Raw genomic sequence first — 24,233 nt, 5'->3', positions numbered from 1 at the left:
TTCTAATTGTCTGGCTGACCTTTCCTTATTTAATTGCTGATAACACATCATAATGTTCCGGTTGAATATCCAGTTTATCATCTAAAGTTAATTTTGCAAGCTGTTGACCAAGAAAAGGTCCCATCGTTAATCCAGAGGAGCCGAGCCCGTTTGCCAGCAAAACATTGGTATATCCCGGAAGTTCCCCGATAACTGGCAAGAAACCAGGGGTATATGGACGGAAGCCGACCCGGGTTTCTAATACAGTAGCTTCAGCTAAATCAGGTGCAATCGCAAGTCCCTGATGTAAAATATCAAGAGAAGCGCCTGCGGTAACCCGGTAGTCAAAGTTTGTTTGATCTTCATGTGTAGAGCCGATGACAAAACGATGATCATCCTGTGTGAGTAAATATTTCGCTCCCGGCGGCATGACAACCGGCCAATCGGATGTTTCCAATCCCGGCATTTCCAGATGCATGATTTGTGCACGCTGGAAAGAGACATCGAGCTGGATTCCCAGAGATGCTGCTGTTTCCTTCATCCAGGCACCATTTGCTAAAATAACTTTTTCGGACGCAATGACTTCATTATTGCATAGGACACCTGTGACTCTATCTCCGGTCACTTGCAACGCTGCATCCCCTGATAAAAGTGTAGCGCCATTAGCTTGGGCTGCGTTTTTTAAGGATTGTAATAATTTTCTTCCGTCCACCCGTGCAGCCCCGCTTATAAAAACCGCTTGATAGTCTTTATCCAGCATAGGGAAGCGCTGCTGCGTTTCCTCCGCGTTTAACCGGATGATATCCCCGATTTCCGGAGCATCTTCCCGCCGTTGATACGCTCTTTCTTCCATGCCGTCTAACTTGGCGGTATCCGTATGCAGGCTGAGCGCTCCAACTTGTTCATACCCCGTGTCCTGTTCACCAAGTTTTTCTAACGCTGTTATCAAAGATGGATAGATACGGGCGCCGTTTTTAGCGAGGTGATACCATTTTTTATTGCGGCGCTGAGAAATCCACGGACATATAATGCCGGCAGCGGCATCGGTTGCCTGTCCTTCATCGTTCCGGTCAATCAGAATGACCTCTGCACCTTGCTGCGTAAGATAAAAGGCGGTACTGGCACCTAAGATGCCGCCGCCGATAATAACATAAGGTTTACGCATTTTTATCTTCAGCAATAACCTGATGCATGGTTTTGATTTTACCGAGAAGCTCAGCCTCACGGAAGGATAGCATAATTAATAAATCACCGTGTGTTTCGACACTGCCGAATGGCACTTTAAACGTTACATTGGATTTCCAAAATAGTTCGTTAAACTCATTAATACGCTGCTGCTGAAGTTCCAAATCTCTTAGCAGTTCTTCTAAGCTGGGAGGTTCTTCTTCCCAATCTTGCGGACTTATGCCGGAACTGAAAAAGTCAGCATAGCTTGCCGGAATATTCTCCGACTTAACAGGGTAACGGAATAAGAATTTTTCCATAGTTACGAGCGCGTGGCCCAAATGCCAGCGAATCGTTGTATCAAAATAGTCTGCTTGTACATCGACAACTGCATCATCCAGTTCGGATGCAAATGTAAGCAAAGCAGTACGCGTTAAATTAAATTGTTTTCTAGTCATTTTATTCATCCCTCCAACAAGATTTATTATAATCTAATAATCGTTATTTTTACAGTATTTTGAGTCAGTTGAAACATTTCTATAAGAAATTTTTAAGAAACACGATTTGGACTGGAGCAATCGATAGTAAATATGATAATCTATATATGGAAAGTTTGTCGAGGGAGGAATAAAGAGATGTCAAAAACATTTATTTTCGGACATAAAAGTCCAGATACCGATACGATCAGTTCCGCTTTAGCTTATGCGGATTTAAAAACAAAGCTGGGAGAAGAAGTAAGGCCGGTACGTTTGGGAGAAGTAAATGGGGAAACACAGTACGCCCTGGATCAATTTGGAGTGGAAGCTCCGGCACTTATTCAGGAACTGGAAGATGGCGCCGAGGTGATTTTAGTAGACCATAATGAATTTCAGCAAAGCGCAGATAATATTGAGAATGCTGCTATCCGTGAAGTCATCGATCATCACCGTGTATCCAATTTCCAAACAAAAGAGCCGCTTTATTTCCGTGCGGAACCAGTCGGCTGTACAGCAACTATCTTAAATAAGATGTACAAAGAAAATCATATCGAATTAGATAAAAGTATTGCCGGATTATTATTATCTGCCATTATTTCTGATTCATTATTGTTAAAATCACCAACTTGCACAGAGGAAGATGTAAAAGCTGCGCGTGAATTGGCCGAAAAAGCAGGTGTAGATTTAGAAGCATATGGTTTAGAAATGTTAAAAGCAGGTGCAGATATTAGTGATAAATCTGTAAAAGAATTGATTTCGATGGATGCGAAAGAATTTGCGATGGGTGACGCTAAAGTTGAAATTGCACAAGTCAATGCAGTAGATGTCAGCGAAATTTATCAGCTTCATGACGAATTAGTGAGCGAATTGACAGCAGCAGTAAATGAAAAAGGGTTGGATTTATTCCTGTTTGTTGCTACAGATATTTTAAATAACGATTCCGAAGTATTAGCAGTCGGACCTGCAAAAGCGAATGTAGAAAAAGCATTTAACGTTACGTTAGATGCTAACGACCGTGCGGTATTAAAAGGTGTCGTTTCCCGTAAAAAACAAATTGTAACAGCATTAACAGAGCAATTCTAATATACAATTGTAAAGAAAATCCCTCTGGCTTTATAAGTCAGAGGGATTTTCTTTCTTTAAAGGATAAGAACCACCCCAAAAGACCGGGGGCGCAGGTCTCTACGTTTTTCGACGCACACGATGTGCTAGTGCAGGTGTTGCGACAAGGATGTCGCGTTCTTAGCCTGCAAGGGCGCTCTGCGCTTTTCTTAACAGATATGAATGTTAAACCGGTGATATCAAAAAAAGCTGACCGTAATTGGTCAGCTTTTTTGTTTCTGGTTATTAGCCTTCTTTAACAACGTTAGCAGCTTGTGGTCCGCGGTTGCCTTCTTCGATGTCGAAAGTAACTGTTTGACCTTCTTCTAAAGTTTTGAATCCTTCGCCTTGGATTGCAGAGAAGTGTACGAATACGTCGTCTCCACCTTCTACTTCGATGAAACCGAAGCCTTTTTCAGCGTTAAACCATTTTACAGAACCTGTGTTCATTCTTTTACCTCCACGTGCACTTGTTGCACTGTTTATTACTATTTAGTTCAAAGTTAAATCTCAAGACGAAAGGTCAATCCTTTATTGAATCCCATCCTGTGTTTCGACCGAACCTAAATAATTAACTATATTATAGCATCTACAATGATAAATGCAAACCTTTTTTGAAAAAAAGGTTCTAAATGGGCTTGTTGATCGGTTTTTATTTCTTGGTATGACCTTTGAACGCTTGACAGGTTAGGGTTTTCACCTATTACTAAAAATTAAAAGAAATTAGGTGTCTGCCATATTCGACTTGTACGTTTATCACATATATTAGGTAGAGAGCAGAAAAGGGAGGGAACAGTGATGCAAAGAAAAGGGCCATTTCATCACCAACATCCGAATGAAAAAATGATTGTTCATCCGACAAAACATCAATATGTTCATACGACATCTGAATCAGTTATTCATCATATTCACCCCGTGCACACAACGTATGTAAATCATCCTGTACGAAAACATCCACATCATCAATCCGGTGAAAATCATCCTGTACGAAAACATCCACATCATCAATCCGGTGAAAATCAGGCGTTTATGGGCAGACCACAAGCAGCTCCTCGTCCGCCATTACCCCCTGGTCCGATGAATCCGCCATGGCAGAGGCCGTCCGGACCAGCGCAAGAACGCAGAAATCACCCTATTTTCCCGCAGCGTAGAAGCCCGGGAATGTGGTAAAAGAGTAAAAGGCAGTATGCCCTGCCTTTTACTTCAGCAGGACATGCTTTCAAAACAAAGGTTCTTACGTTAAAATACATATCATATGGTATGGACAGGTATTTGAGAGAAGTATGTGAATTGTAAAATAGGAACTTAAGGAAGGATATAATAGTGAAAATATTACACGTAACAGGTTATAAACCAACAGAATTAGGTATCTTTAAAGAAGATGATTCACGGATTGTTTTTATTAAAGCGGCTTTAGAAAAAAGGTTACGGGCATTTATCGAAGAAGGGATAGAATGGGTGATTATTTCTGGGCAAATGGGAATTGAACTATGGACAGCAGACGTTATCATGGATTTAAAAGAGGAATATGACATACAAATAGGGGTGTTTCCGCCATTTGAAAATCAGGATCAGCGCTGGCCGGATCCCATTAAGGAAAAATATGAAGAATTAATGATGACAGCTGATTTTTTCAAACCGCTCTATAAAGGAGAATACCAGGGAGCGTACCAATTTCGGGCAAAAGATTTATGGCTGATTGATAAAAGTGACGCTGCTTTGCTTCTTGTAGACGATGAAAATCCTGGAAGTGTGAATTATTTTTATCAAGCTACCCAACGGACATCGAAGGAATACCCTATTTTTACGATTACACCGCAAGATTTAGAGGAAACGGTAGAGGAACTGCAAATGCAGGACCCCAATTACTGGGATGAGCCGGATAATTATTGAATGGTACAACCTTCCTGTGTCATAGGATGATATGAAGGAGGGGTGTGCGCTATGTATTATACTTATGGAATGCCTAATTATGGCTACAATATGCCCGATCGTCAAAATAATCAGCAGCAAGGTACCATCACAGTTACTGGTGTCGGAACCGTCATTGTTTCACCAAGTATTGCCCGTATTTCATTGGTTGTTTCGACAATCAATAGTTCACTGGAAGAAGCGCAGACAGAAAACGCAGAACGGATGAATCAGGTTTTAGGGGTTCTGCAGCAAATTGGTATTCCAAGAGAGCAGATTCAAACAACCAGTTTTTCCGTCAGGCCCATTTATAACTATCAGGAGGGCAATCAGATATTACAGGGTTATGAAGTTCGGAATGAAATCACCATTGTTACCGATGATATGGACGGGATTGGGGAAATGATTGACCGTGTCACGGAAAATGGTGTCAATGAAGTCCTGTCGATAGAGTTTTCTGTAGAAAATCCGGAAAACTTTTATTTGGAAGCATTAAGTTTTGCGCTGGCCGATGCCAAAAGAAAGGCGGAAAGTTTGACGGAACAGCTGGGGGCTAATTTAACTCCGGTACCATTAAAAATAAATGAACAAACAACGTCACCAGGTGTCGGCCCGGCGCAAGTTTTCAAAATGGTATCTACCCCGATTGAACCAGGTAATCAATCAGTAGAAGCCAGGTTGGAAGCAGTGTATCAGGTTTAGGGGAACGATAGAATACCGTATGCAATGGGAGATAAAAATAAACGCACGATAAACCGTATCTATATGGTCGTCGTGCGTTTGATATGCATAGGTATGGTATGCATTAATGCAGGTTTTGAATTTTTTTCTCCTGTTGGGCAAACTTACTTAACAGAAAATTGGTCGTTTCCTGTGTCTCGGATAGTTCGACTTTAACACCATCTACTTTCTTATCCAGGTTATCGAAACGCTTGTCCATTCTGTCAAATCGCTGATCCATTTGCTCGAAACGTTTATCGATATCCTCAAACCGCTGATCGATCTTTTCAAAACGTTTATCGATATCCTCGAACCGCTGATCGATCTTTTCAAAACGTTTATCGATATCTTCAAACCATTTCTCCATTCCATCAAACCGTTTGTCCATTTTCTTCGAGTAATCTGAAAGCATGGTAGATATTTGTTTTAGAACCTCTGAATTTTCCATAGTAAAACCTCCCTTAAATGATGGACTGCATGTAACCATAGAATTCCAAATCGTGGCTGCTTATGAAGAATGAACTGATGAAGATAAACGATAGGGAGCCTGTATGAGGAGATATAGATACTTCTTTGATTACATGTGTACAACTATTATATATGATAAAAGGGCCATTTGGAAGCAGAATATATCAAAGAATAAGCTAATATTTTAATTCCCTTTCGTCCGCTTATACAAACGACAAAAAGTAATAGAAAATAAAAATGAAATGCTCCTCGACAAAAAAATTAGAACATCTTTATAAGATTTGCTATACTGGGATGCATAAAAAGAATGGGAGAAATCAATATGACGACTGCACTACTAACCAGAATCAACGAACGGCTTCCGCAATTCTCTAAAACGGAGAAAAAAATTTCTATATACATATTACACCATGCCGAACTCATTCCCAATATGACAACGAAGGAATTGGCGGAAAAGGCAGATGTCAGTGAAGCAAGTGTGATTCGTTTCGCTAAGACCATAGGAGTGGGGAGTTTTAAAACATTTAAACTTTCGTTAGCGCAGGAATTAGCTGTCCAAGAAGACTATATTACCGATTTTTCAATTTTACAGAAAAAGGATTCTCCCTATGAACTGTTTCAAAAAGTGGTTCACGTCAATAAGAATGCTGTGGAGCTGGTTATGGAATCATTGGATCGAAAAGAACTGAATGAAGCAGTGACGGCATTGAAAAATGCCCGGAAGATAGTATTTTATGGCGTGGGAGGTTCCTCGATTGCAGCAATGGATGCCTTATATAAATTTACCAAACTTGGATATCAAGTGGAATTTAATCTGGATTTCCATTATATGCTTTCAAAAATTCCCCATTTTAACGAAGAAGACGTATTTATCGCGATAAGCATGTCTGGAAAGACGAAAGATGTGCTGGATTTGGCACGTTTGTCTCAGAAAAAAGGCGCGAAAGTGATTGCCATCACAAATATGAGTAAATCTCCGCTATATAAAGAAGCGGATATTTGTTTAGCAACACCGTATGTGGAACAGGATTTCCGAATTGGAAGTATCACTTCAAGGATGACGCAGCTGACCATTGTGGATAGTTTATATATCAGTATTTTTAATATTATTGGTGAAAATGTGTTGGATGAATATCAAGAAGCTAGGGAACAAGTAGTAAAATTAAGGAGGTAACTTCTTTTTTTGGTAAAAATGAAATTAAATTTCATGATTTATAAAATTAACATTGACTTTTAATTTCAATAAGAATTAAAATAGAATCATAAGATAGAGGAGGATGATGGAATGCTGGATAAATTAACAACAGAGGCGCAAAATCAACATTCGATGCATTTAGATCAAATGCCTGTGAAGGACATTTTATGCTTGATGAATCAAGAAGATGAACAAGTTTTAACAGCCATTAAGAATCAACTTCCACAGATTGAGAAGGCGGTGCAATATACGATTGCATCATTTAAGGATCAAGGAAGACTTATTTATGTCGGAGCCGGCACCAGCGGAAGGTTAGGTGTTTTAGATGCTGTAGAATGCGTTCCAACATTCGGTACCTCATCAGAAATGGTAAAAGGTATTATTGCGGGCGGAATGAAAGCGCTTTACGAAGCGGCGGAAGGAGCTGAAGATAATCCGAAACTTGGAGCAGCAGATTTAAAAGAGATTCAGCTATCGGAGAAAGATACAGTCATCGGAATTGCAGCAAGCGGGCGTACGCCTTATGTTATTGGCGCATTACAATATGCTGATTCAATAAATGCAAATACGGTGAGTATATCTTGTAATAAAGATGCTGTCATGAGCGAGTACAGTTCGGTGGGGATTGAACTTCAAACAGGGCCGGAAGTATTGACTGGTTCTACCAGGTTAAAATCGGGAACCGCTCAGAAAATCGTCCTGAACATGATTTCTACCACAGCAATGGTCGGAATCGGAAAAGTGTACCAAAATTTTATGGTCGATCTAAAACCGACGAATGAAAAATTAGTGGAAAGATCCAAAAGAAACATCATGGAGATGACCGGTGTCGATTATGAAACAGCAACATCCTATTTTGAAAAATCAAATCACCAAGTGAAAGTTGCGATTGTGATGATTTTATTGCAATGTTCCTGCGAAGTTGCTGAAAACAGGCTTGAAAATGCGAACGGGTTTGTCCGGGATGCGTTAGCGCAATAACAAGGAGGGATGCATAATGAAGAAAGAACGGAGGATGGCCGAGGATATCTTAGCGTATGTTGGCGGAGAGAAGAACATCAAGCGGGTTGCCCATTGTATGACACGTTTGCGTTTGTCTTTAAAGGATGATTCGAAGACAGATTTGCAAGCTTTAAAAAAAGTGGACGGCGTGATGGGTGTTGTGGAGGATGAAACGCTGCAAATCGTAATCGGACCTGGTACGGTAAATAAAGTTGCTGCAGAGATAAGTCAGATTACAGGGTTAGGAATCGGCGAAGAATCCACTGCAGAGGAAGAAGATTTGACGTTTGAAGAAAAGGCAGCACTGGATAAGGAAAAAATGAAAGAAAAGAACCGGACGCCATTTAAAAACTTTTTGCGTAAAATTGGTAATATTTTTATTCCTTTGATTCCTGGACTGGTAGCATCAGGTGTTATTAACGGCGCGGCTAACTTTGCAGTCAACGCAGGAGTGGACGATGAACAGACATGGATGCAAATACTACTCTTGTTTGGCGGCGTTATCTTTGCTTCTTTGGGAATATTAGTAGGATGGAATACCGCCAAAGAATTTGGCGGAACACCAGTGTTAGGTGCGATTGCGGGAATGATTTTATTTAGTCCGCAGCTTGAAAGTATAACGATTTTTGGAGAAGAATTAACTCCTGGAAGAGGCGGTTTATTTGGTGTGATTCTTGCCGCTTGGCTGATGACAGTTGTTGAGAAGAATGTACGCAAAGTAATGTGGAACGCTGTAGATATTATTTTCACGCCATTAATTACCGTACTGGTAGTCGGATTGGTGTCATTATTTGCTATTATGCCGGTAGCAGGCTTATTATCAGATGGTATTACAATAGGTTTGATTGCATTAATTGATACTGGCGGTGTCATTGCAGGTGCCTTGCTTGCTGGATTTTTCTTGCCATTGGTTACAGTTGGTTTGCATCATGGTTTAACACCGATACATCTGGAATTAATCAATTCATTTCAGGAAACAGCATTATTAACGATTCTGGCAATGGGTGGAGCCGGGCAAGTCGGCGCAGCAGTTGCAATTTATATGAAAACAAAAAATACACATTTGAAAAACATTATTAAAGGGGCTGCTCCTGTCGGATTCCTGGGTATCGGGGAACCGTTAATGTATGGGGTAACTTTGCCGCTTGGCAGACCGTTTTTCACAGCTTGTTTAGGAGCTTCCGTTGGAGGTGCATTCCAGGCAGTAATGGGTACAGCTGCTGCAGGAGTCGGTGTGTCCGGTTTATCATTGATACCATTAATTACAAACGGACAGTATATCAGTTATTTCATCGGCCTTGTTATTTCTTATGTGTTTGGTTTCTTGTTCACATATGCATTCGGTTTTAAAGATAGTATGGCAGATGGAATTTAGCGGGGGCTGTTTCAGCCTCCCTTTTTCATATTATAATGGAGGGTATCGCTATGTTAGGAATTTCGATTTATCTGGGAAGTACACCAATAGAAAAACAGCTTCCCTATATTCGCAAAATGAAGGAAAGTGGATTTGATTCCATTTTTACCTCTTTGCATATACCTGAAGATGATCAGACAATATACAAAGAGCAGCTGCAGGCACTTGGGAAAGCAGCGAAAGACTTAGAGATGGAATTGATGGCAGATATTTCGCCAGATTCGTTACAAACCCTGGGAGTCAGCTGGGAAAATGCAGATCAATTACTGGACTGGGGGCTTTCCGGTCTGCGAATGGATTATGGCGTTGATGAACAGACAATGATTGATGTATCACATAAAATGCGAATTGCATTAAATGCTAGTACGTTAAGTGTTCATTCATTAAACCGGATGAAGGAAAAAGGTCTTCATATGGAAGCGGTGGAAGCGTGGCATAATTATTATCCGCGTCCGGAAACAGGTCTGGAAATAATGGATTTTATTGAAAAAAACATAACACTTAAAGCAGCAGGTTTAACTGTTATGGCATTTATCCCCGGAGATAAAAATTTGAGAGGACCGTTATATGAAACATTGCCGACGTTAGAGCAGCACCGTAACTCTCCTCCTTTTACAGCTTTTATAGAAATGGAAAAGCTGGCCGGGCTGGATAAAGTTGTAGTCGGAGATATTGAAATAAGTGATGCCGCACTGGAGCAATTTCAAGTTTATAAGCAGGGAGAGATTTTAATCCGGGCTGTTCCTGATAAATCAGCAGATCCGGATATGATGGGTAATACAGCAGGTGTATGGACCAACAGGGCAGATAACGCAAGGGATTGTGTGCGTGCTGTTGAATCAAGGGGGTATGCATCATTTGGAGCAGCAGTTATTCCTCCTTGTAACAGTATCGAGCGTATTGCCGGTTCGATTACTGTAGATAATGAGAAATACATGCGTTATCAAGGGGAAGTGCAAATAACGTTAAAAAATTTGCCGGCCGATGAAAGAGTAAATGTACTCGGTCAGGTTATTACAGACGATTTACCATTGCTGCATTGGATAAAAGGTAATCAGAAATTCCGGGTGAAATGGTTGTAATGAGGCAGACGAACAAATGCGGTCAACCTGCATGAAATAAGCTGAAATAAAAAATAACTTCCATTTTGTTTTCCCGCTACCCTCTGGAGCTGATGTCGCACGCGTTGTCTGTATAGAAAACAGCAATGCAGGTTGACATTCTTGAAATTCTGACGGAATTCTGAAGATATAGCATATTTATTCACCTCTAAAGAAAAATGTGGAATAATAAAGACAGGCTAAAAGAAAAAGTGGGGATGCTTAATGGATATACATATTGCAAGAATGACACAAAAGTATGCTGTAGAGGCGCTTTGCTGGAAGTATGAAAAACCTTATGATTTTTATAATAATATATTAACAACCAGTGCGATTGTAGAATTGCTTGGCGGCAATTATTATGCCATCGTGGATTCATCATATAAGTTAGTTGGTTTCTTTTGTACCGGCCGCTCAGCCAAAATTCCTGCCGGGGAGAGAAACGCCGCGTATATAGAAGATTGTGTTGATTTAGGCTTAGGTATGAATCCAGCGCTGACAGGTAAGGGAAAGGGAGATATGTTCTTAAAAAGAATCCTGCATTTCATTGAGCAGGAGCATAAGGGAAAGTCAATAAGGCTTACGGTTGCTTCCTTTAACAAACGGGCCATCCGTTTGTATGAAAAAAATGGTTTTATCAAAGAACATCTATTTTATTATAAGGAGATGGAATTTATAACGATGAAACGTCACAACTCATCCATATAGAAAAAACGTACATTTATCATATTCATAGTTATTTGCGCAGGACAAAACCGCTTCTTTTCATAAGATGTATTATGCATTGGAAAGGAGGGAGTCCGAATGAGTCGAGATAACTGTCAATGTAGCCGTTGCCGTAATTCGAACCGGGATGAGGATGTGCGTGTTCATCCAACAAGGCATGAGGTTCGTCATCACAATAGCGTAAGAACAGTTAAAAATATTCACCCAACAGAAATTAAAAATGTGCATCGTACCACTGTTCGTAATGAAAATTATTATCCAGTCAGAGAATCCAATGTGAACGAAACGGTTGTTGAAAATTATGATTGTGGCAGCGATGTAAATGATTCAAGCAACTGCCGCAGAGTTGGCGGTTCGAACAATAATGGTTGCGGAAATAATCATCATCATTCAGATCATTGCAAGGAACGTTCTGAAAAATGTTCATGCAAAAGAAAACGATCTTGCTGCTCAGGCAGAAATCGTAACTGGTTCTTCTAAAGAATGAACATGTTAAGAGTGGGAGAGTATTCCTTTCTCCTGCAAATGAGCATGTAAAAAATCATAACCCTAAAGAAGAAATTTTTCAACAAAGGATAATTTCTTCTTTAGGGTTTTTTATTGTAGTGTAACTGGCTGGGATTGGGGCTGGGGCTTAACTGGCCCCACTAAAACTTTCGCTAGGTAGTTTTAGTGCTTATCACTTGAATCTAATATAAATTTCACGACTTTCGAGCTTTAAAAGTAACTTCTTTTCCATAGGAACAGGGATTGATCGTTTCTTCCAGTAGAAGGTGAAGTGTAAGGATCACCGCTGCGGCGGACCGTTTTGCTTTCCTAGGGGCACGCTCTTCAGCTAACTTTTGCCAAGAAGAGCACTTGGCAAAAGTGGATCTTCAGATGGTGCTGATCCCTCAGGAGTCAAAACGGTCCGCCTCCGCTTGTGGGATGTTCTATACATGAAATAGTTAAACAAATACACGTAGATCAGACAGAACACATTTTTCGTGGTGCATGAAAGCTATTCTCGATATGAACGATTCATGCTTTTATCAATCATTTGAAGCACCAGAATGATGGTTTATCAGGTTAAAACCGTGACTCCTGGGGTTTCGCTTACTCGCCCCATCGAAAAGAGTTGTACGTCGGAAAGCGGAGGGGTTGCCGGAGCGGCAGCTACACACCATCTCCTGTTCAAAAAATAAAAGGATGCTTTAATCAAAAGCAAGCATGATAATAAAGATCATGTTCTTCCTGGAACAGCAACGTTTATATACTTATTCTCATCTGACAACATTGAGCCCTGCGATTACTCGGTCTATTAAAACCGTTGCTGTAATTACTTATCCCATCGAAGGAAATTTCATTTTACGCAAGAACATACGGTATATTTTCAAACAGATTTCTTGCTATGGATGAATGAATATGGTAATAATATTTATTGTGTTTAAAAATGTTGCAATGATATGTGATAAATATAACATGTAAATAGAGTAATACGAGGGGGAATATGAATGAAAATTGCCGCTATGATTGGAAGCAATCGCGCAGAATCTTACAACAAACAGCTTGTAGAATATATGAAGGATCGTTATCAGGAAAATGTGGAAATCGACATTTTACCGATAGAAAAGTTGCCATTTTTTAATCAGGATGAAGAATTAAATCCGCCGGAAATAGTTAAAGAAATCCGTCAGCGTATTAAAGAGAGTGATGCACTTTTATTTGCCACGCCTGAATATAATGGATCGATTTCGGGGATGTTAAAAAATGCAATTGACTGGTTTTCACGAGTAGATTTAGTCATGGTAAATAAACCCGGGATGGTCGTTGGTGCTTCGATGGGAGCGCTTGGTACCGTTAAAGCACAATTGCAGCTCCGCCAAATTTTAAATGCCCGCGGAGTCGGTGTATTAACACTGCCGGGAAATGAAGTATTAATTGGTTCTGTTCAGAACAAAATGGATGAGCAAGGAAATGTAACAGATGAACAAACGATTGATTTTCTGGATTCCGTTGTTCATAACTTTGTCCATTGGTGTGATACAGTATTGAAATAATGTGATGCCGGTGATTTTACAGTCACCGGTTTTGTACGTATTTACGGATTATTATCGTGTTCTATCCTGCAAGAGACGTATGGAAATAGGGGAAATAGGGTAATAAAAAAGTACATATGTTAATTAAATTGAAGGAAGGGTTGAAAATGGATGAGCATCATAAACCATCATTAGAAACAACAAAACGCAGCCGATTGCCCATTCTGGTTGTTTTATTATCGGGAGCCTTTGTTGCTATTTTAAATCAGACATTACTAGGAACAGCACTGCCGCATATTATGTCGGATTTGGATATTGATGCCAATACTGTGCAATGGCTGCAGTCGGCATTTATGCTGGTAAATGGAATTATGATTCCAATTACGGCATTTTTAATTGGAAGATTTACAACACGCACGCTATTTTTAACAGCCATGTCGCTTTTTACTGCTGGTACGATTATATGTGGAATAGCTCCAGAATTTTTCTCTTTGTTATTAGGCCGTGTTCTTCAGGCTGCAGGCGCTGGAATTATGATGCCGCTGATGCAAACAATTTTAATGTTGATTTATCCAAGAGAAAAACGGGGCAGCGCGATGGGAATGTTCGGTTTAGTTATCTCCTTCGCGCCGGCAATCGGACCGACCTTGTCCGGTTATATTGTAGAGAGCTTTCCGTGGAGAACGTTATTTTTTATGGTGTTGCCAATCGCTATTTTAAACATCATTATCGCTTACTTCTTACTTAAAAATGTAACAGAACGAACTTTCCCTGAATTGGATAAGCTATCCATTTTACTTTCTACATTAGGCTTTGGCGGTATCCTTTACGGATTCAGTACTGCTGGAAATGCAGGATGGCTGAGCTATCAGGTCATTGGTTCACTGGTTATCGGCGGAATCATGTTGGCTTGGTTTATTACCAGACAGATGAACTTAAAAACGCCCATTCTGGAATTCAGGGTATTTAAGTATCGTATATTTACCATTACTACCGTTTTAGGTATGGTTACCTTTATGACCATGATTGGAGCAGCGGTTATTTTACCAATGTACATGCAGCAGATGCTGGGATTCAGCGCCTTTCATTCCGGCCTGGCGCTACTTGCAGGCGCTGTTGTACAAGGGTTGATGAACCCTGTGACAGGAAGGCTTTTTGACCGGTACGGAGCAAGATATCTAGCGATGATCGGCCTGGTTCTCATTGTTATTACAACATTCATGTTAAGTACACTGACGCCCGAAACAAGCTTTGTATTTATTGCCACGGTACATGCTTTCAGAATGCTGGGAGTAGCTATGGCAATGATGCCTGTTACCACAGCTGGCCTTAATGTATTACCGGAAAAATATATTGCACATGGGACAGCAGTGAATAATACATTAAGACAGGTTTCAGGCGCAATCGGTACAGCATTGCCGATTACAATCATGTCTACTGCTGCTATTCCTGAGCAGGGCATTGAAGGGATGGTCCACGGTGTCAATATTTCCTTTCTGGTAACCGGAATTATTGCTATTGTTGGGTTCATCATGACTTTCTTTATTCACGACCGGGATCATTAAGTGATTACCATCGAATCGGCTATAAAGTACTCCTTTATCCAAACTAAAAAAAGACCTTAGAGCTCTAAGGTCTTTTTTTTATACACTGAATACTTCTACTTTTTTACTGTCTGTTTTATTATAAGCTCCGTGCATGACAGGTCCTACATATTCGTTTAGCTTCCAGCCATTTGCAATAGCTGCAGCGACAAAGGTTTTTGCTGCTTTGACTGCATCATGCACATTCTCTCCATGAGCTAAATTGGCTGTGATAGCTGCTGCGAACGTACAGCCAGCTCCGTGGTTATATGACGTGTCTACTTTTTCGCTTTCCAACAGGTCAAAGTCGGTTCCATCATAGAATAAATCAACAGCTTTGTCATGATCCAGTTGTTTTCCGCCTTTAATGACAACATTTTTTGCGCCCAGGGCATGGATTTTTTGAGCTGCTTCTTTCATTTGTTCGATTGTTTTCACTGGAGCCATTTGTGCTAATTGGGCTGCTTCAAATAAGTTAGGTGTTACAACCAAAGAACGAGGCAGTAATTCTTCACGCATCGCATCGGTATTTTCTGGCTGAAGAACTTCATCTTCTCCTTTGCATACCATGACTGGGTCCAGCACATATTTATCAATATGGTATTCATCAATTTTTTTGGCACCCAGATTAATAATATCTACAGAGCCTAGCATACCGGATTTCATGGCATCTACGCCGACAGAAAGAATCGTGTTCAATTGTTTTTCCACTACATCTACATCTATTGGTGTAACGTCATGACTCCAGCCTTCCGGATGCATTGTTACAATGGAAGTTAAGGCAGTCATGCCGTAAACATCATGTTCTTGAAACGTTTTTAAATCTGCTGCAATTCCAGCTCCGCCGCTGGAATCAGAACCGGCAAGCGTTAATGCTTTTTTCATTGTCATTGTTTTTCCTCCTTCAACACAACATCGTCTGTTATCTTTACAAACGCTGTGTGCCTGCATCTCTATATAATATCTCTTGTAGTTAGGATAATCCTTTCTGACCTAATTGTAAAGCAATGCAAAACATGAAACCGGATGTCGTTTATTGATTAATAAATGTATTCGTTGCATTTATACGACCCTTGACTTTAGTCGCATGTAATTTATCTCCCTGCAGCCACTTTCTAAAAGAGAATACAAATGGCTGACGGTCACCGCCTAATGCGATCCACGCAGAGAGCTCACTAGGTATATAAAGGGCGGTATGAAGGGTTCCTGCCCAAGCCCCATATTTTTCAGAAAAAATGCCCTGATCAACATCGTTTAACATACGAAATGCTTCGTAAGGAGAATAAATCGCTTGTTGCTTGGCTTCTATTTTCTGAAGCCGCTCCATGGATTCATCGGAACGATATCTGTTTTCTTCTGTCAATGCATCAAAATGATTGGTGCAGCTGCTGCCTTCTCTGACGAAGAAATGACGCGGGGAAACTTCTACAATACGTTTTTTTCCGGAGGGATCTAATAACACATAGCTGAATGTATTTCGATGGGGGATATCCCGCAGTAATTGAATGGCTTCTTCTACAGTAGCACAATTTTCTAAAATGAACCTGCCAATCATATTACAGATAAAGCCGTCACCTGATTTTTTGCGATTGACGAAATTATAACCCATTGTCAGTCCTTTTTCGTTGATACCATCTGTACGGCCGGTAATCTGCATGGACGGACCGGCGCTGGCGTATCCTGTATCAGAAGGAGCATAGAGCACATACCGGCCTTCATAAGAATCCGGTGCATTGTCATAATTCCGGACCAGAAAATCCTTTTTTGTATGAATCGAACAGCCGCTTCGGCCATACTCGTAATAGTATCCGCCAAATTCACGTATCGCATCATTCCACGACATATCTAAACCATCGCTTAATCCTTGTATCTCTTCCCAAATAGCGGGGGAAAAAGTCTGGAATGCGGCTTTTACTTCCGCTTCATCAACCAGAAAGTTTCTCCAGCGTTTGCTCAAGAGTGCTCTCCGGTGTGTGCGTATCGGGGAATTTTTTAGTTTTTCTGCTTGAAACAGCCCGAATTGATAATGACTTCCGCTGAATTGTATAATATCAGTGTGAACAGATTGCATGATTGTTCTCCATTTCTTTCAGATTTGCAATGTTAGTGTATCTTGTTAAAACTGGTTTGAAAAGAAATCCGCTTGATGAAGCAGAGGAGCTGTAAAATGGCAGAAAAGATAAGCTATAATGAATTATATCAAAAATTATTCCATTATTATGGTCCACAAGGATGGTGGCCGGCAGATTCGGATTTTCAGATGTTAATCAGTGCGATTTTAGTACAGCGGACGAACTGGAAAAATGTCGCTTTGGCTTTAGACAACTTAGGGAAAGATGTCACAGCCGGTACGCTCATTCAGATGGGGGAAGAGGAACTTGCTGAGAAAATACGTCCCAGCGGCTTTTACCGGATGAAAGCAAAAAAGGTTAAAGCCTGGCTGAACTGGTTTCAAAAGTATGATTTTCAAATAAATCAGGTGAAGAAAGCAGATCGGGATACGTTGCGTCATGAATTGCTGCAAGTCTACGGTATTGGCGGAGAAACAGCGGATGCGATGATGCTTTATGCTTTTGATAAGCCCGGTTTTATTGCGGATAACTATGCAATGAGGCTATTTCAGCGGCTCGGTTATTCGATTCCGAAGACGTATGATGCTTTTAAAACAGAGGTGGAGGCTTCCGTCCCTTTTGATTTAGACATGCATCAGGAGTTTCACGCATTAATTGTCGAGCATGGAAAACAATATTGTAAGAAGACACCATTATGTGCTACTTGTCCGCTTCATGCTTTTTGCAGAACAGGAAAAGAAAACACAGCACAATCACAGCATGCATGAAAATATTTTTACCATATGAAACAGGGGCAGCATATGACGATTTACTGCCCTTGATGTTCCATCTGGTCTATTTTTTGCTGTAACAGCGTAATTTGTTGCTGCATCTCTATAAGCTGCCGGTTTGTAACAGGTGCATTTTCTTCAAACGCAGTTTCTTCTTCTATATCCTGGTAGTATAAAATAGTCGAGCCGACGACAGCCACGATACTTCCCAGGGTAGCAACTATTTCGCCATAATAAACTAATTTATCTCCGAGAGATTTCTCATCTGTATTTACACTTGATGACGGGCTAAGAAAGAAGTTAGACATCGTATAACACCCCTATACGTCATTGTATTCTTATCTCATGCATTTGGGACAGTAGTGTATAGGTTAATATATGTGTTTTTCTCAAAAACTCTACTATATCATGTTCAAAGAATGTTCATTACATGAAGCTATCATGCGCCGTATGGTAAGCGATGTGAAGGATGCTGTTGTATAATGGAATAGAAAGGATATCGTAATACGCTTTGTCGTTTAAGAAGGTGGTGGTCTGTTGTTAAAGGAATTTATGAAAACTTTTCGTGGCAGGATGATGTGGATGGGGGTTGCCTCTGTTTGTATGGCATTCGCCATTGTAGTTCAGAGCTATTTTGTTGTAACGATTATCCAGGATTTGTTTTTGGATGGTGAAGCATTTTCGTCTATTCTTCCTGCTGTCAGTATTTTAATCGGTATGTTGTTATTACGAACAATGTTTCAATATATTATCAAGGAATCCGGAATCAAAATGGCACAGACGGCAAAAATTTCTATGCGGGAAAAGCTGCTTCAGCATTTTACCAGTCAGCCGGTAACCGAAGCAGATAAAGGGCAATCTGGCCAAAAAACAAGTTTGTTTATGGATACCATAGATGAAATTGACGGATATTTTAGCCAATATCTTCCGCAAGTCATGCAATCTGCTGGTATTGTCTTGATTGTCTGGGCAGTTATTTTCATCTTGAATTGGACAAGCGGGCTGATCATTCTTGTTTCTGCTCCCTTTATCCCCATTTTCATGATGCTGATCGGGGTGAAGACGAAGGATAAATCGAAAGAACAACTGTCACAATTAGCGGCATTTTCAGGAACTTTTCTGGACACCTTGCAAGGTCTTCCGACGGTGAAATTATTTGGTCAATCTGCCGATCAGAGAGAAAAAATCGCGAAAGACAGTACAAATTTTCGGGATGCAACAATGGGGATATTAAAGGTGGCATTTACGAATTCATTAGCTTTGGAATTTATCGCCATGCTGAGTATCGGTCTGATTGCATTAGAAATTGCGATTCGTATGATTATTTTTCAAAATCTCAGCTTTTATACCGGCTTTTTTGTGTTACTGCTTGCTCCGGAGTTGTTTAATCAATTGAAACAGCTTGGATCTGCTTTTCATTCCGGAAGGGCAAGTATGGGTGCTGCCTCGCGCGTGGAAGAAACGCTGGAGGAAGAGACTGCTCCGGTTTCTTGGGGACAGGAACCGCTAGAAGAGCAGAAAATACCGGAATTAGAGCTTGACCGGGCTGTTTTTCATTATGAAGAGGGAGATTTTCAACTGGAGGCGTCTTCCATGCGTGTTTCAGCCTATGAACAGGTGGCGATTATTGGGAAAACCGGTGCAGGGAAATCGACTTTGCTGTATTTACTTGCCGGTTTTCTGCCTGTGAAGGAAGGGGCATTCCTGATTAACGGCGTTCCGCAAGAGAAGATACAAAAAGCAGATTGGTTCGGAAAAATCGGGTATTTGTCTCAACAGCCTTATATTTTTTCTGGAACGGTACGGGAAAATATATTGCTTGGTTCTCAAGAAAAACAAAGTGATGAAACCATACAGGAAGTTGCTGCACAAGCGGGAATCCGGGAATGGATTGCTTCCTTGCCGGAAGGATTGGATACCGCTATTGGAGAAGGCGGCAGAGGCCTGTCCGGTGGGGAGAAACAGCGGGTTGCGATTGCCCGGACCCTGCTGAAAAAGCCGCAGATACTGTTTTTTGATGAGCCGACGACAGGATTGGATATCCAGACGGAGCATATTTTGCAACAATCCTTAGATACTTTAAAAAATAAGGCAACGATAATAACCGTTGCACACCGCCTGCACACCATTCGAAATGCCGATAAGATTTTTCTAATGGATCAAGGGAAAATAGCAGGTGAAGGCACGCATACAGAGCTTTATCACCATAACCTAATGTACCAGCAGATGTTAGACACACAGCAAGGGGGAACGGAATCATGAAGGATCTCAGTCTGGTTATGAAAATGATGCTGAAAGAAAAAAAAGATATATTTCTCTCTATCTTTTTTGGGTTTCTAGCTGGGATTACAGCTGTTTCTTTGTTTGCAGCAAGTGGATATTTAATTTCACAAGCTGCTTTTGCACCGCCGATTTACACGTTAATGGTGCTGGTGGCCAGTGTGAAACTGCTAGGCATTTCATCGGCTGTCAGCAGATACGGAGAACGTTATTTTTCCCATCGCGGCACCTTTACAATTCTGAAAAATATCCGCTTAAAGGTTTATGACCGGATAGAACCGTTAGCAAACAGGATTTTACAAAAATACCGGAGCGGCGATATTTTAGCCCGGGTTGTCGGCGATGTGGAGAGCTTACAGCATTTCTTCTTACGTGTGTTTTATCCGCCGGTTGTGCTGGCAGTTGTGTTTATAGCTACTGTTTTCTTTACCATGTATCTGTCTGTTGGCGTGGCGCTTACGATGATTGCCGGTATGGCGGTTGTACTCCTTGTGTTTCCGTCTGTTTTTTATCTGTTTCAGAGAAAGACAGCGGCATCGATGCGTGAAAGAAGAGGTGCGTTGTCCTCCGCATTCACAGATTATTTATATGGTTTCCGGGAATTGACCATCTTTCAGCAAGCTGAAACTAAAAAACAGCAATTAGATCAAGATATGCATCACTATGAAGCAATGAAAGCGAAAGAAAATCGTCAGCTTGCCATGCGGGAGGCAATGGTTATATTCTTTTCTTTTCTCGTTGCTGTGATTGTCCTTGTGCAGGCAGGTTTTTATGTGGCAGAAGGGAATCTGGCTGGAACACTGTTAGCGGTGATGTTTATGATCGCGATTACGGTGTTTGAAGATACTCCTTCCATGGCAGTGCTTCCTGCTCATTTAGAAGAAAGTAAAGCTTCTTCCAAGCGTCTTATCGAAGTGTGGGATAATGAAACACCTTCCGACACCGCTGAACATGAATTAGAAGCAGATGTACCGATTCAATTTGATTTTAAGGATGTTTCCATTCAATATCCGAATGAAAAAAAAGCAGCTGTACAGCATGCTTCTTTTCAAATTCATCCCGGTGAAAATATCGCTATTGTCGGTCCCAGCGGTTCGGGAAAATCCACGTTGATGCAGGCAATGCTCACCTTTGCGCCCATACAATCTGGACAAATTGATGTGAATGGCAAAGCATTAAGCACCCTTGTTCCTGATAGCCTGTGGAGACAAATGAATGTATCGCTGCAGCATAATCATTTTTTCTATGGCAGCATGTATGAAAATTTACGGTTTGCAAATAACGAAGCAGGGGAAAAAGCTTGTCGAGAAGCGTTGAAAAAAATTCAATTAAGCCATTTTTCGTTAGAGGATCAAGTATTGGAAAAAGGATCGAATTTGTCTGGCGGGGAAAAACAGCGCCTGGCCCTTGCCCGCTTGTTTTTACGTGATGCTTCTGTGTGGCTGCTGGATGAGCCGACCTCCTCCTTAGATGCCATTACAGAGCAGGATATTATGGATGAAATAGAGAAAGCAACCAAATATCAGACGGTGGTGACTATCAGACACCGGTTAACAGGATTAGAAAACATGGACAAAATTATTGTGATGAACCATGGTGAAATTGTTGAACAAGGCACCTACAGGGAATTGATGAAAAATGAGAAAGGATATTTTAAAGCCATGAAAGAGCTGGAAAATCAGCAGTTAGCTTTTTAACAAGTAAAAACCCGCGCATTGCTGTGTTCCTTTAAGCAATGCGCGGGTTGTTTCTATCTGTCCTTCGCTGCAGCAATAAAGGCAAAAATAATTGCTGCAATCAGGATAATAAAAGGAGCGACAAAAATCAAAAATTGATTAAGCATATCATCACTTCTTTCCTTTAATATAGTTTTTATCAAACAGGAACAACTTGAGTAATAAATACAGGGACGGAACAAGCAGTATCATACCTAAGATAAAGGCCACAATCAGCGAGATAGCCATGGCCGGATTGGTAAATCCTTCATGGATGCTGACATGCGGATATAACAAGTATGGATAATGTGCTATTCCGTATCCAAAGAATGCAAAGGCGAATTGTCCGGTCAGAAGCCAAAAAGCAGTTCCATAATTACGGCGTTTCCAAATCAGTACGACCGTAAATATCCATAGAATAAAGGAAATGGCGAACATCCACCATAAACTCAAAAGGCTGTCAAAATGCGATGCATTATGGAAATAGAGTTCCACAATAATTCCTGAAGCGGCAAGAATTAAAGGAACGGACCAGCCTAATGCATATTTGCGCATGAGATCTGTTGCATCCTTATCTCCCGTTTCATTGGCATACCAAGTTAAGAATACGGCGGATATATAGAGTACAGCGATGATACTCAGGACAACAATGGACCAGGTTAACGGACTGAAGAACAAGGCACTGTAATCTAAGACCGGATTGCCATTTTCTATAGAGACAAATCCGCCTTCTGAAATGGTCAGCACAATGGATAAAGAAGCAGGTATAAGCAATCCGGATAAGCCATACATAATGGCATAGCCTTTGTGACCCTGCTTTCCATAAGATTCAAATGCATAATAAGAACCGCGGATAGCTAGTAAAATTAAAGCCAGACTGCCTGGAACCAGCAGAACGGTTCCGAAATAGTATGCCGTCTCTGGAAAGAAACCGACGATCCCGACAAAGAAAAAGACGAAGAATACGTTGGTAACTTCCCACACAGGAGACAGATAACGCTGAATAATTTTAGAAAGAATATGCTGTTTTCCGGTAACGATGCTATAGGCGTTGAAAAAACCTGCTCCATAATCAATCGACCCAACAATAATGTAACCAAATAAGAATAACCAAAGAACGGAGATACCGACAATTTCCATTATCATGATGGATCACCACCTTGCATGCGTTCTAAATCCTTTTCTACCGGGTTTTTTCGGAACATATGTCGTAATACGACAACTGTACCGACCCCGAGGATAAGGTAAAGGAGGGCAAATAACACGAACATCCAGCCTACATAATCACTGGTTGTTGCGCCTTCTTCAATCGTCATCAGTCCTCTTAAAATCCATGGTTGACGGCCCATTTCCGCCATCCACCAGCCCGCTTCAATGGCCAGGAAGGAAAGCGGTCCGCCTGCAACGATAAGCCGGCGATACCAAGGTTTTTCAACAAAAGCCCATTTTCTCCGCATACCAAACCAGTAAAGCAGCGATAAGGCAATCATAAACATGCCGATGGTTACCATCGTGTCAAAGAAATAATGAATAACAAGCGGCGGCTGTTCATCCGCCGGGAATTCTTCCAAACCGGTTACTTCCGAGCTTGGAAATCCATGTGCCAAGATACTCAAAGCATACGGAACATGCAGGGCATATTGCGGTTCATTATTTTCATCTAATGCGCCCCACATCACAAGCGGTGCCTCTGTCGATGTTTCAAAATGCCATTCCGCTGCAGCCAGCTTTTCCGGTTGATGTTCTGCTAAGTATTTCCCAGATAAATCACCTATTAAAGCTGTTGCAACTGCAAAGATTAAACCGACCTTCATGGCCATATGCAGGGATTTTTTGTGGTATTCCTGATTTTTATTCTGCAGCAGCCGGAACGCGGCGATTGCTGCAAACATGAAGGCAATCGTCATATAAGCTGTAGACAGCACGTGAGACACTTTTGTCGGCATCGATACCGTAAACATCGCCAACAGCGGATTGGCATTGACCAATTCTCCGTTTACCAGGTCAAAGCCGGCCGGACTGTTCATAAATGAATTGACGACTGTGATGAAATAAGCCGACATGCCGCCGCCGACAGCTACTGGGATTAATAACAGCAAGTGTTTTTTTGGATTGTCAAAACGATCCCAAGTGTACAAATAAATGCCTAAGAAAATTGCTTCAAAGAAAAAGGCGAATACTTCCATGAACAGCGGAAGAGCAATGATGTTTCCCGCTAATTCCATGAAGCTTGGCCATAACAGAGATAATTGGAGTCCAATAGCTGTCCCTGTTACAACGCCGACAGCAACAGTAACAACAAATCCCTTTGCCCAGCGTCTGGCCATCAACAGGTAGTGCTGATCATTGTTTTTGATGCCGATCCACTGTGCAAGCATAATCATGAGCGGAACTCCGACACCGATTGTGGCGTAAATAATATGAAATGATAATGTCAACAGCGTTAGCATTCTGCTGGCAAATGCCGGATCTTCAAATAAGGTCATAGGTCAGCCTCCTTTATGCGTTTTTAAACTGTCTGTATTTTAACATTCCCTTT

Annotated in this window: 25 protein-coding genes; 15 read left to right on the top strand and 10 right to left on the bottom strand. The window is 41.1% G+C overall.

Going from position 1 to position 24,233, the window contains the following annotated elements; all coding sequences use genetic code 11:
* Positions 1 to 25 precede the first annotated feature (25 nt).
* Both ACFQ19_RS07335 and ACFQ19_RS07330 read right to left on the bottom strand, forming a co-directional pair.
* A complete protein-coding gene (locus ACFQ19_RS07335) occupies positions 26 to 1,144 on the bottom strand; it encodes an NAD(P)/FAD-dependent oxidoreductase (protein WP_379591425.1) in 1,119 nt (372 codons plus the stop codon).
* A complete protein-coding gene (locus ACFQ19_RS07330; protein ID WP_379591424.1) occupies positions 1,137 to 1,601 on the bottom strand; it encodes a DinB family protein in 465 nt (154 codons plus the stop codon). The genes ACFQ19_RS07335 and ACFQ19_RS07330 overlap by 8 nt, the downstream gene beginning before the upstream one ends.
* A gap of 177 nt (positions 1,602 to 1,778) precedes the next feature.
* Between ACFQ19_RS07330 and ACFQ19_RS07325 the strand changes: the two genes are divergently transcribed.
* Positions 1,779 to 2,702 carry a manganese-dependent inorganic pyrophosphatase gene (locus ACFQ19_RS07325; RefSeq protein ID WP_379591423.1) on the top strand — a complete coding sequence of 308 codons (924 nt, stop codon included), beginning with the start codon at positions 1,779 to 1,781 and terminating at the stop codon, positions 2,700 to 2,702.
* Between the two features lie 264 nt (positions 2,703 to 2,966).
* On the opposite strand, the gene ACFQ19_RS07320 is transcribed toward ACFQ19_RS07325, so the two are convergent.
* The gene (locus ACFQ19_RS07320; protein ID WP_080873976.1) at positions 2,967 to 3,170 is read right to left on the bottom strand and encodes a cold-shock protein; all 204 of its coding nucleotides are present in this window, start codon (positions 3,168 to 3,170) and stop codon (positions 2,967 to 2,969) included.
* 348 nt (positions 3,171 to 3,518) lie between these two features.
* Here ACFQ19_RS07320 and ACFQ19_RS07315 point away from each other — a divergent pair, with 348 nt between their 5' ends.
* From ACFQ19_RS07315 to ACFQ19_RS07305, 3 genes are all read left to right on the top strand, one after another.
* Positions 3,519 to 3,890: a CotD family spore coat protein gene (locus ACFQ19_RS07315; RefSeq protein WP_379591422.1), complete on the top strand. Its 372-nt coding sequence runs from the start codon at positions 3,519 to 3,521 to the stop codon at positions 3,888 to 3,890.
* A gap of 153 nt (positions 3,891 to 4,043) precedes the next feature.
* Complete coding sequence (locus ACFQ19_RS07310; RefSeq protein ID WP_379591421.1) at positions 4,044 to 4,613, top strand: SLOG family protein; 570 nt, start codon at positions 4,044 to 4,046, stop codon at positions 4,611 to 4,613.
* A 51-nt stretch (positions 4,614 to 4,664) separates the two neighbouring features.
* Positions 4,665 to 5,333, top strand: coding sequence for an SIMPL domain-containing protein (locus ACFQ19_RS07305; RefSeq protein ID WP_379591420.1), 669 nt, complete (start codon positions 4,665 to 4,667; stop codon positions 5,331 to 5,333).
* Positions 5,334 to 5,436: 103 nt separating this feature from the next.
* Here the strand turns inward: ACFQ19_RS07305 and ACFQ19_RS07300 are convergent, their stop codons facing one another.
* The gene (locus tag ACFQ19_RS07300) at positions 5,437 to 5,799 is read right to left on the bottom strand and encodes a hypothetical protein (RefSeq protein WP_379591419.1); all 363 of its coding nucleotides are present in this window, start codon (positions 5,797 to 5,799) and stop codon (positions 5,437 to 5,439) included.
* A gap of 327 nt (positions 5,800 to 6,126) precedes the next feature.
* Between ACFQ19_RS07300 and ACFQ19_RS07295 the strand changes: the two genes are divergently transcribed.
* The 8 genes from ACFQ19_RS07295 to ACFQ19_RS07260 all read left to right on the top strand — a co-directional run bounded on the left by ACFQ19_RS07295 (position 6,127) and on the right by ACFQ19_RS07260 (position 14,839).
* Positions 6,127 to 6,993, top strand: a complete 867-nt coding sequence (locus ACFQ19_RS07295; RefSeq protein WP_379591418.1) for a MurR/RpiR family transcriptional regulator — start codon at positions 6,127 to 6,129, stop codon at positions 6,991 to 6,993.
* A 111-nt stretch (positions 6,994 to 7,104) separates the two neighbouring features.
* Positions 7,105 to 7,995: an N-acetylmuramic acid 6-phosphate etherase gene (murQ, locus tag ACFQ19_RS07290; protein WP_379591417.1), complete on the top strand. Its 891-nt coding sequence runs from the start codon at positions 7,105 to 7,107 to the stop codon at positions 7,993 to 7,995.
* A 16-nt stretch (positions 7,996 to 8,011) separates the two neighbouring features.
* Positions 8,012 to 9,391 (top strand): PTS transporter subunit EIIC, encoded by a 1,380-nt coding sequence (locus ACFQ19_RS07285; RefSeq protein ID WP_379591416.1) that lies wholly within the window; start codon positions 8,012 to 8,014, stop codon positions 9,389 to 9,391.
* Positions 9,392 to 9,441: 50 nt separating this feature from the next.
* The gene (locus tag ACFQ19_RS07280; protein WP_379591415.1) at positions 9,442 to 10,512 is read left to right on the top strand and encodes a DUF871 domain-containing protein; all 1,071 of its coding nucleotides are present in this window, start codon (positions 9,442 to 9,444) and stop codon (positions 10,510 to 10,512) included.
* Positions 10,513 to 10,755: 243 nt separating this feature from the next.
* Positions 10,756 to 11,238 (top strand): GNAT family N-acetyltransferase, encoded by a 483-nt coding sequence (locus ACFQ19_RS07275; protein WP_379591414.1) that lies wholly within the window; start codon positions 10,756 to 10,758, stop codon positions 11,236 to 11,238.
* 96 nt (positions 11,239 to 11,334) lie between these two features.
* Entirely contained in the window at positions 11,335 to 11,736 is a 402-nt protein-coding gene (locus ACFQ19_RS07270; RefSeq protein WP_379591413.1) for a spore coat protein, read from the top strand.
* Between the two features lie 1,013 nt (positions 11,737 to 12,749).
* Positions 12,750 to 13,295 carry an NADPH-dependent FMN reductase gene (locus ACFQ19_RS07265; RefSeq protein WP_379591412.1) on the top strand — a complete coding sequence of 182 codons (546 nt, stop codon included), beginning with the start codon at positions 12,750 to 12,752 and terminating at the stop codon, positions 13,293 to 13,295.
* Between the two features lie 146 nt (positions 13,296 to 13,441).
* Positions 13,442 to 14,839: a DHA2 family efflux MFS transporter permease subunit gene (locus tag ACFQ19_RS07260; protein ID WP_379591411.1), complete on the top strand. Its 1,398-nt coding sequence runs from the start codon at positions 13,442 to 13,444 to the stop codon at positions 14,837 to 14,839.
* A 78-nt stretch (positions 14,840 to 14,917) separates the two neighbouring features.
* Here ACFQ19_RS07260 and pdxK read toward each other — a convergent pair whose 3' ends face one another.
* Both pdxK and ACFQ19_RS07250 read right to left on the bottom strand, forming a co-directional pair.
* Complete coding sequence (gene pdxK / locus ACFQ19_RS07255) at positions 14,918 to 15,748, bottom strand: pyridoxine/pyridoxal/pyridoxamine kinase (RefSeq protein ID WP_379591410.1); 831 nt, start codon at positions 15,746 to 15,748, stop codon at positions 14,918 to 14,920.
* Positions 15,749 to 15,890: 142 nt separating this feature from the next.
* Entirely contained in the window at positions 15,891 to 16,928 is a 1,038-nt protein-coding gene (locus ACFQ19_RS07250; RefSeq protein WP_379591409.1) for a C45 family autoproteolytic acyltransferase/hydolase, read from the bottom strand.
* Between the two features lie 96 nt (positions 16,929 to 17,024).
* Here ACFQ19_RS07250 and ACFQ19_RS07245 point away from each other — a divergent pair, with 96 nt between their 5' ends.
* On the top strand, positions 17,025 to 17,696 hold the full coding sequence (locus ACFQ19_RS07245) for an endonuclease III domain-containing protein (protein ID WP_379591408.1): 672 nt from the start codon (positions 17,025 to 17,027) through the stop codon (positions 17,694 to 17,696).
* A gap of 41 nt (positions 17,697 to 17,737) precedes the next feature.
* Here the strand turns inward: ACFQ19_RS07245 and ACFQ19_RS07240 are convergent, their stop codons facing one another.
* Positions 17,738 to 18,007, bottom strand: coding sequence for a hypothetical protein (locus ACFQ19_RS07240; protein ID WP_379591407.1), 270 nt, complete (start codon positions 18,005 to 18,007; stop codon positions 17,738 to 17,740).
* 229 nt (positions 18,008 to 18,236) lie between these two features.
* Between ACFQ19_RS07240 and cydD the strand changes: the two genes are divergently transcribed.
* Entirely contained in the window at positions 18,237 to 19,961 is a 1,725-nt protein-coding gene (gene cydD / locus ACFQ19_RS07235) for a thiol reductant ABC exporter subunit CydD (RefSeq protein WP_379591406.1), read from the top strand.
* The gene (gene cydC / locus ACFQ19_RS07230; RefSeq protein ID WP_379591405.1) at positions 19,958 to 21,676 is read left to right on the top strand and encodes a thiol reductant ABC exporter subunit CydC; all 1,719 of its coding nucleotides are present in this window, start codon (positions 19,958 to 19,960) and stop codon (positions 21,674 to 21,676) included. The genes cydD and cydC overlap by 4 nt, the downstream gene beginning before the upstream one ends.
* A gap of 53 nt (positions 21,677 to 21,729) precedes the next feature.
* On the opposite strand, the gene cydS is transcribed toward cydC, so the two are convergent.
* From cydS to ACFQ19_RS07215, 3 genes are read right to left on the bottom strand one after another with little or no spacing between them, the layout of a single operon-like run.
* Complete coding sequence (gene cydS / locus ACFQ19_RS07225) at positions 21,730 to 21,822, bottom strand: cytochrome bd oxidase small subunit CydS (protein WP_379591404.1); 93 nt, start codon at positions 21,820 to 21,822, stop codon at positions 21,730 to 21,732.
* 4 nt (positions 21,823 to 21,826) lie between these two features.
* Positions 21,827 to 22,840: a cytochrome d ubiquinol oxidase subunit II gene (locus ACFQ19_RS07220; protein WP_379591403.1), complete on the bottom strand. Its 1,014-nt coding sequence runs from the start codon at positions 22,838 to 22,840 to the stop codon at positions 21,827 to 21,829.
* Positions 22,837 to 24,180 (bottom strand): cytochrome ubiquinol oxidase subunit I, encoded by a 1,344-nt coding sequence (locus ACFQ19_RS07215; RefSeq protein ID WP_379591402.1) that lies wholly within the window; start codon positions 24,178 to 24,180, stop codon positions 22,837 to 22,839. Before ACFQ19_RS07215 ends, ACFQ19_RS07220 begins: the two co-directional genes overlap by 4 nt.
* Positions 24,181 to 24,233: the final 53 nt, after the last annotated feature.

This window comes from Oceanobacillus locisalsi, from assembly GCF_042675985.1.
Lineage (GTDB): Bacteria > Bacillota > Bacilli > Bacillales > Amphibacillaceae > Oceanobacillus > Oceanobacillus locisalsi.
This window is presented reverse-complemented; position numbering and strand designations above follow the sequence as displayed.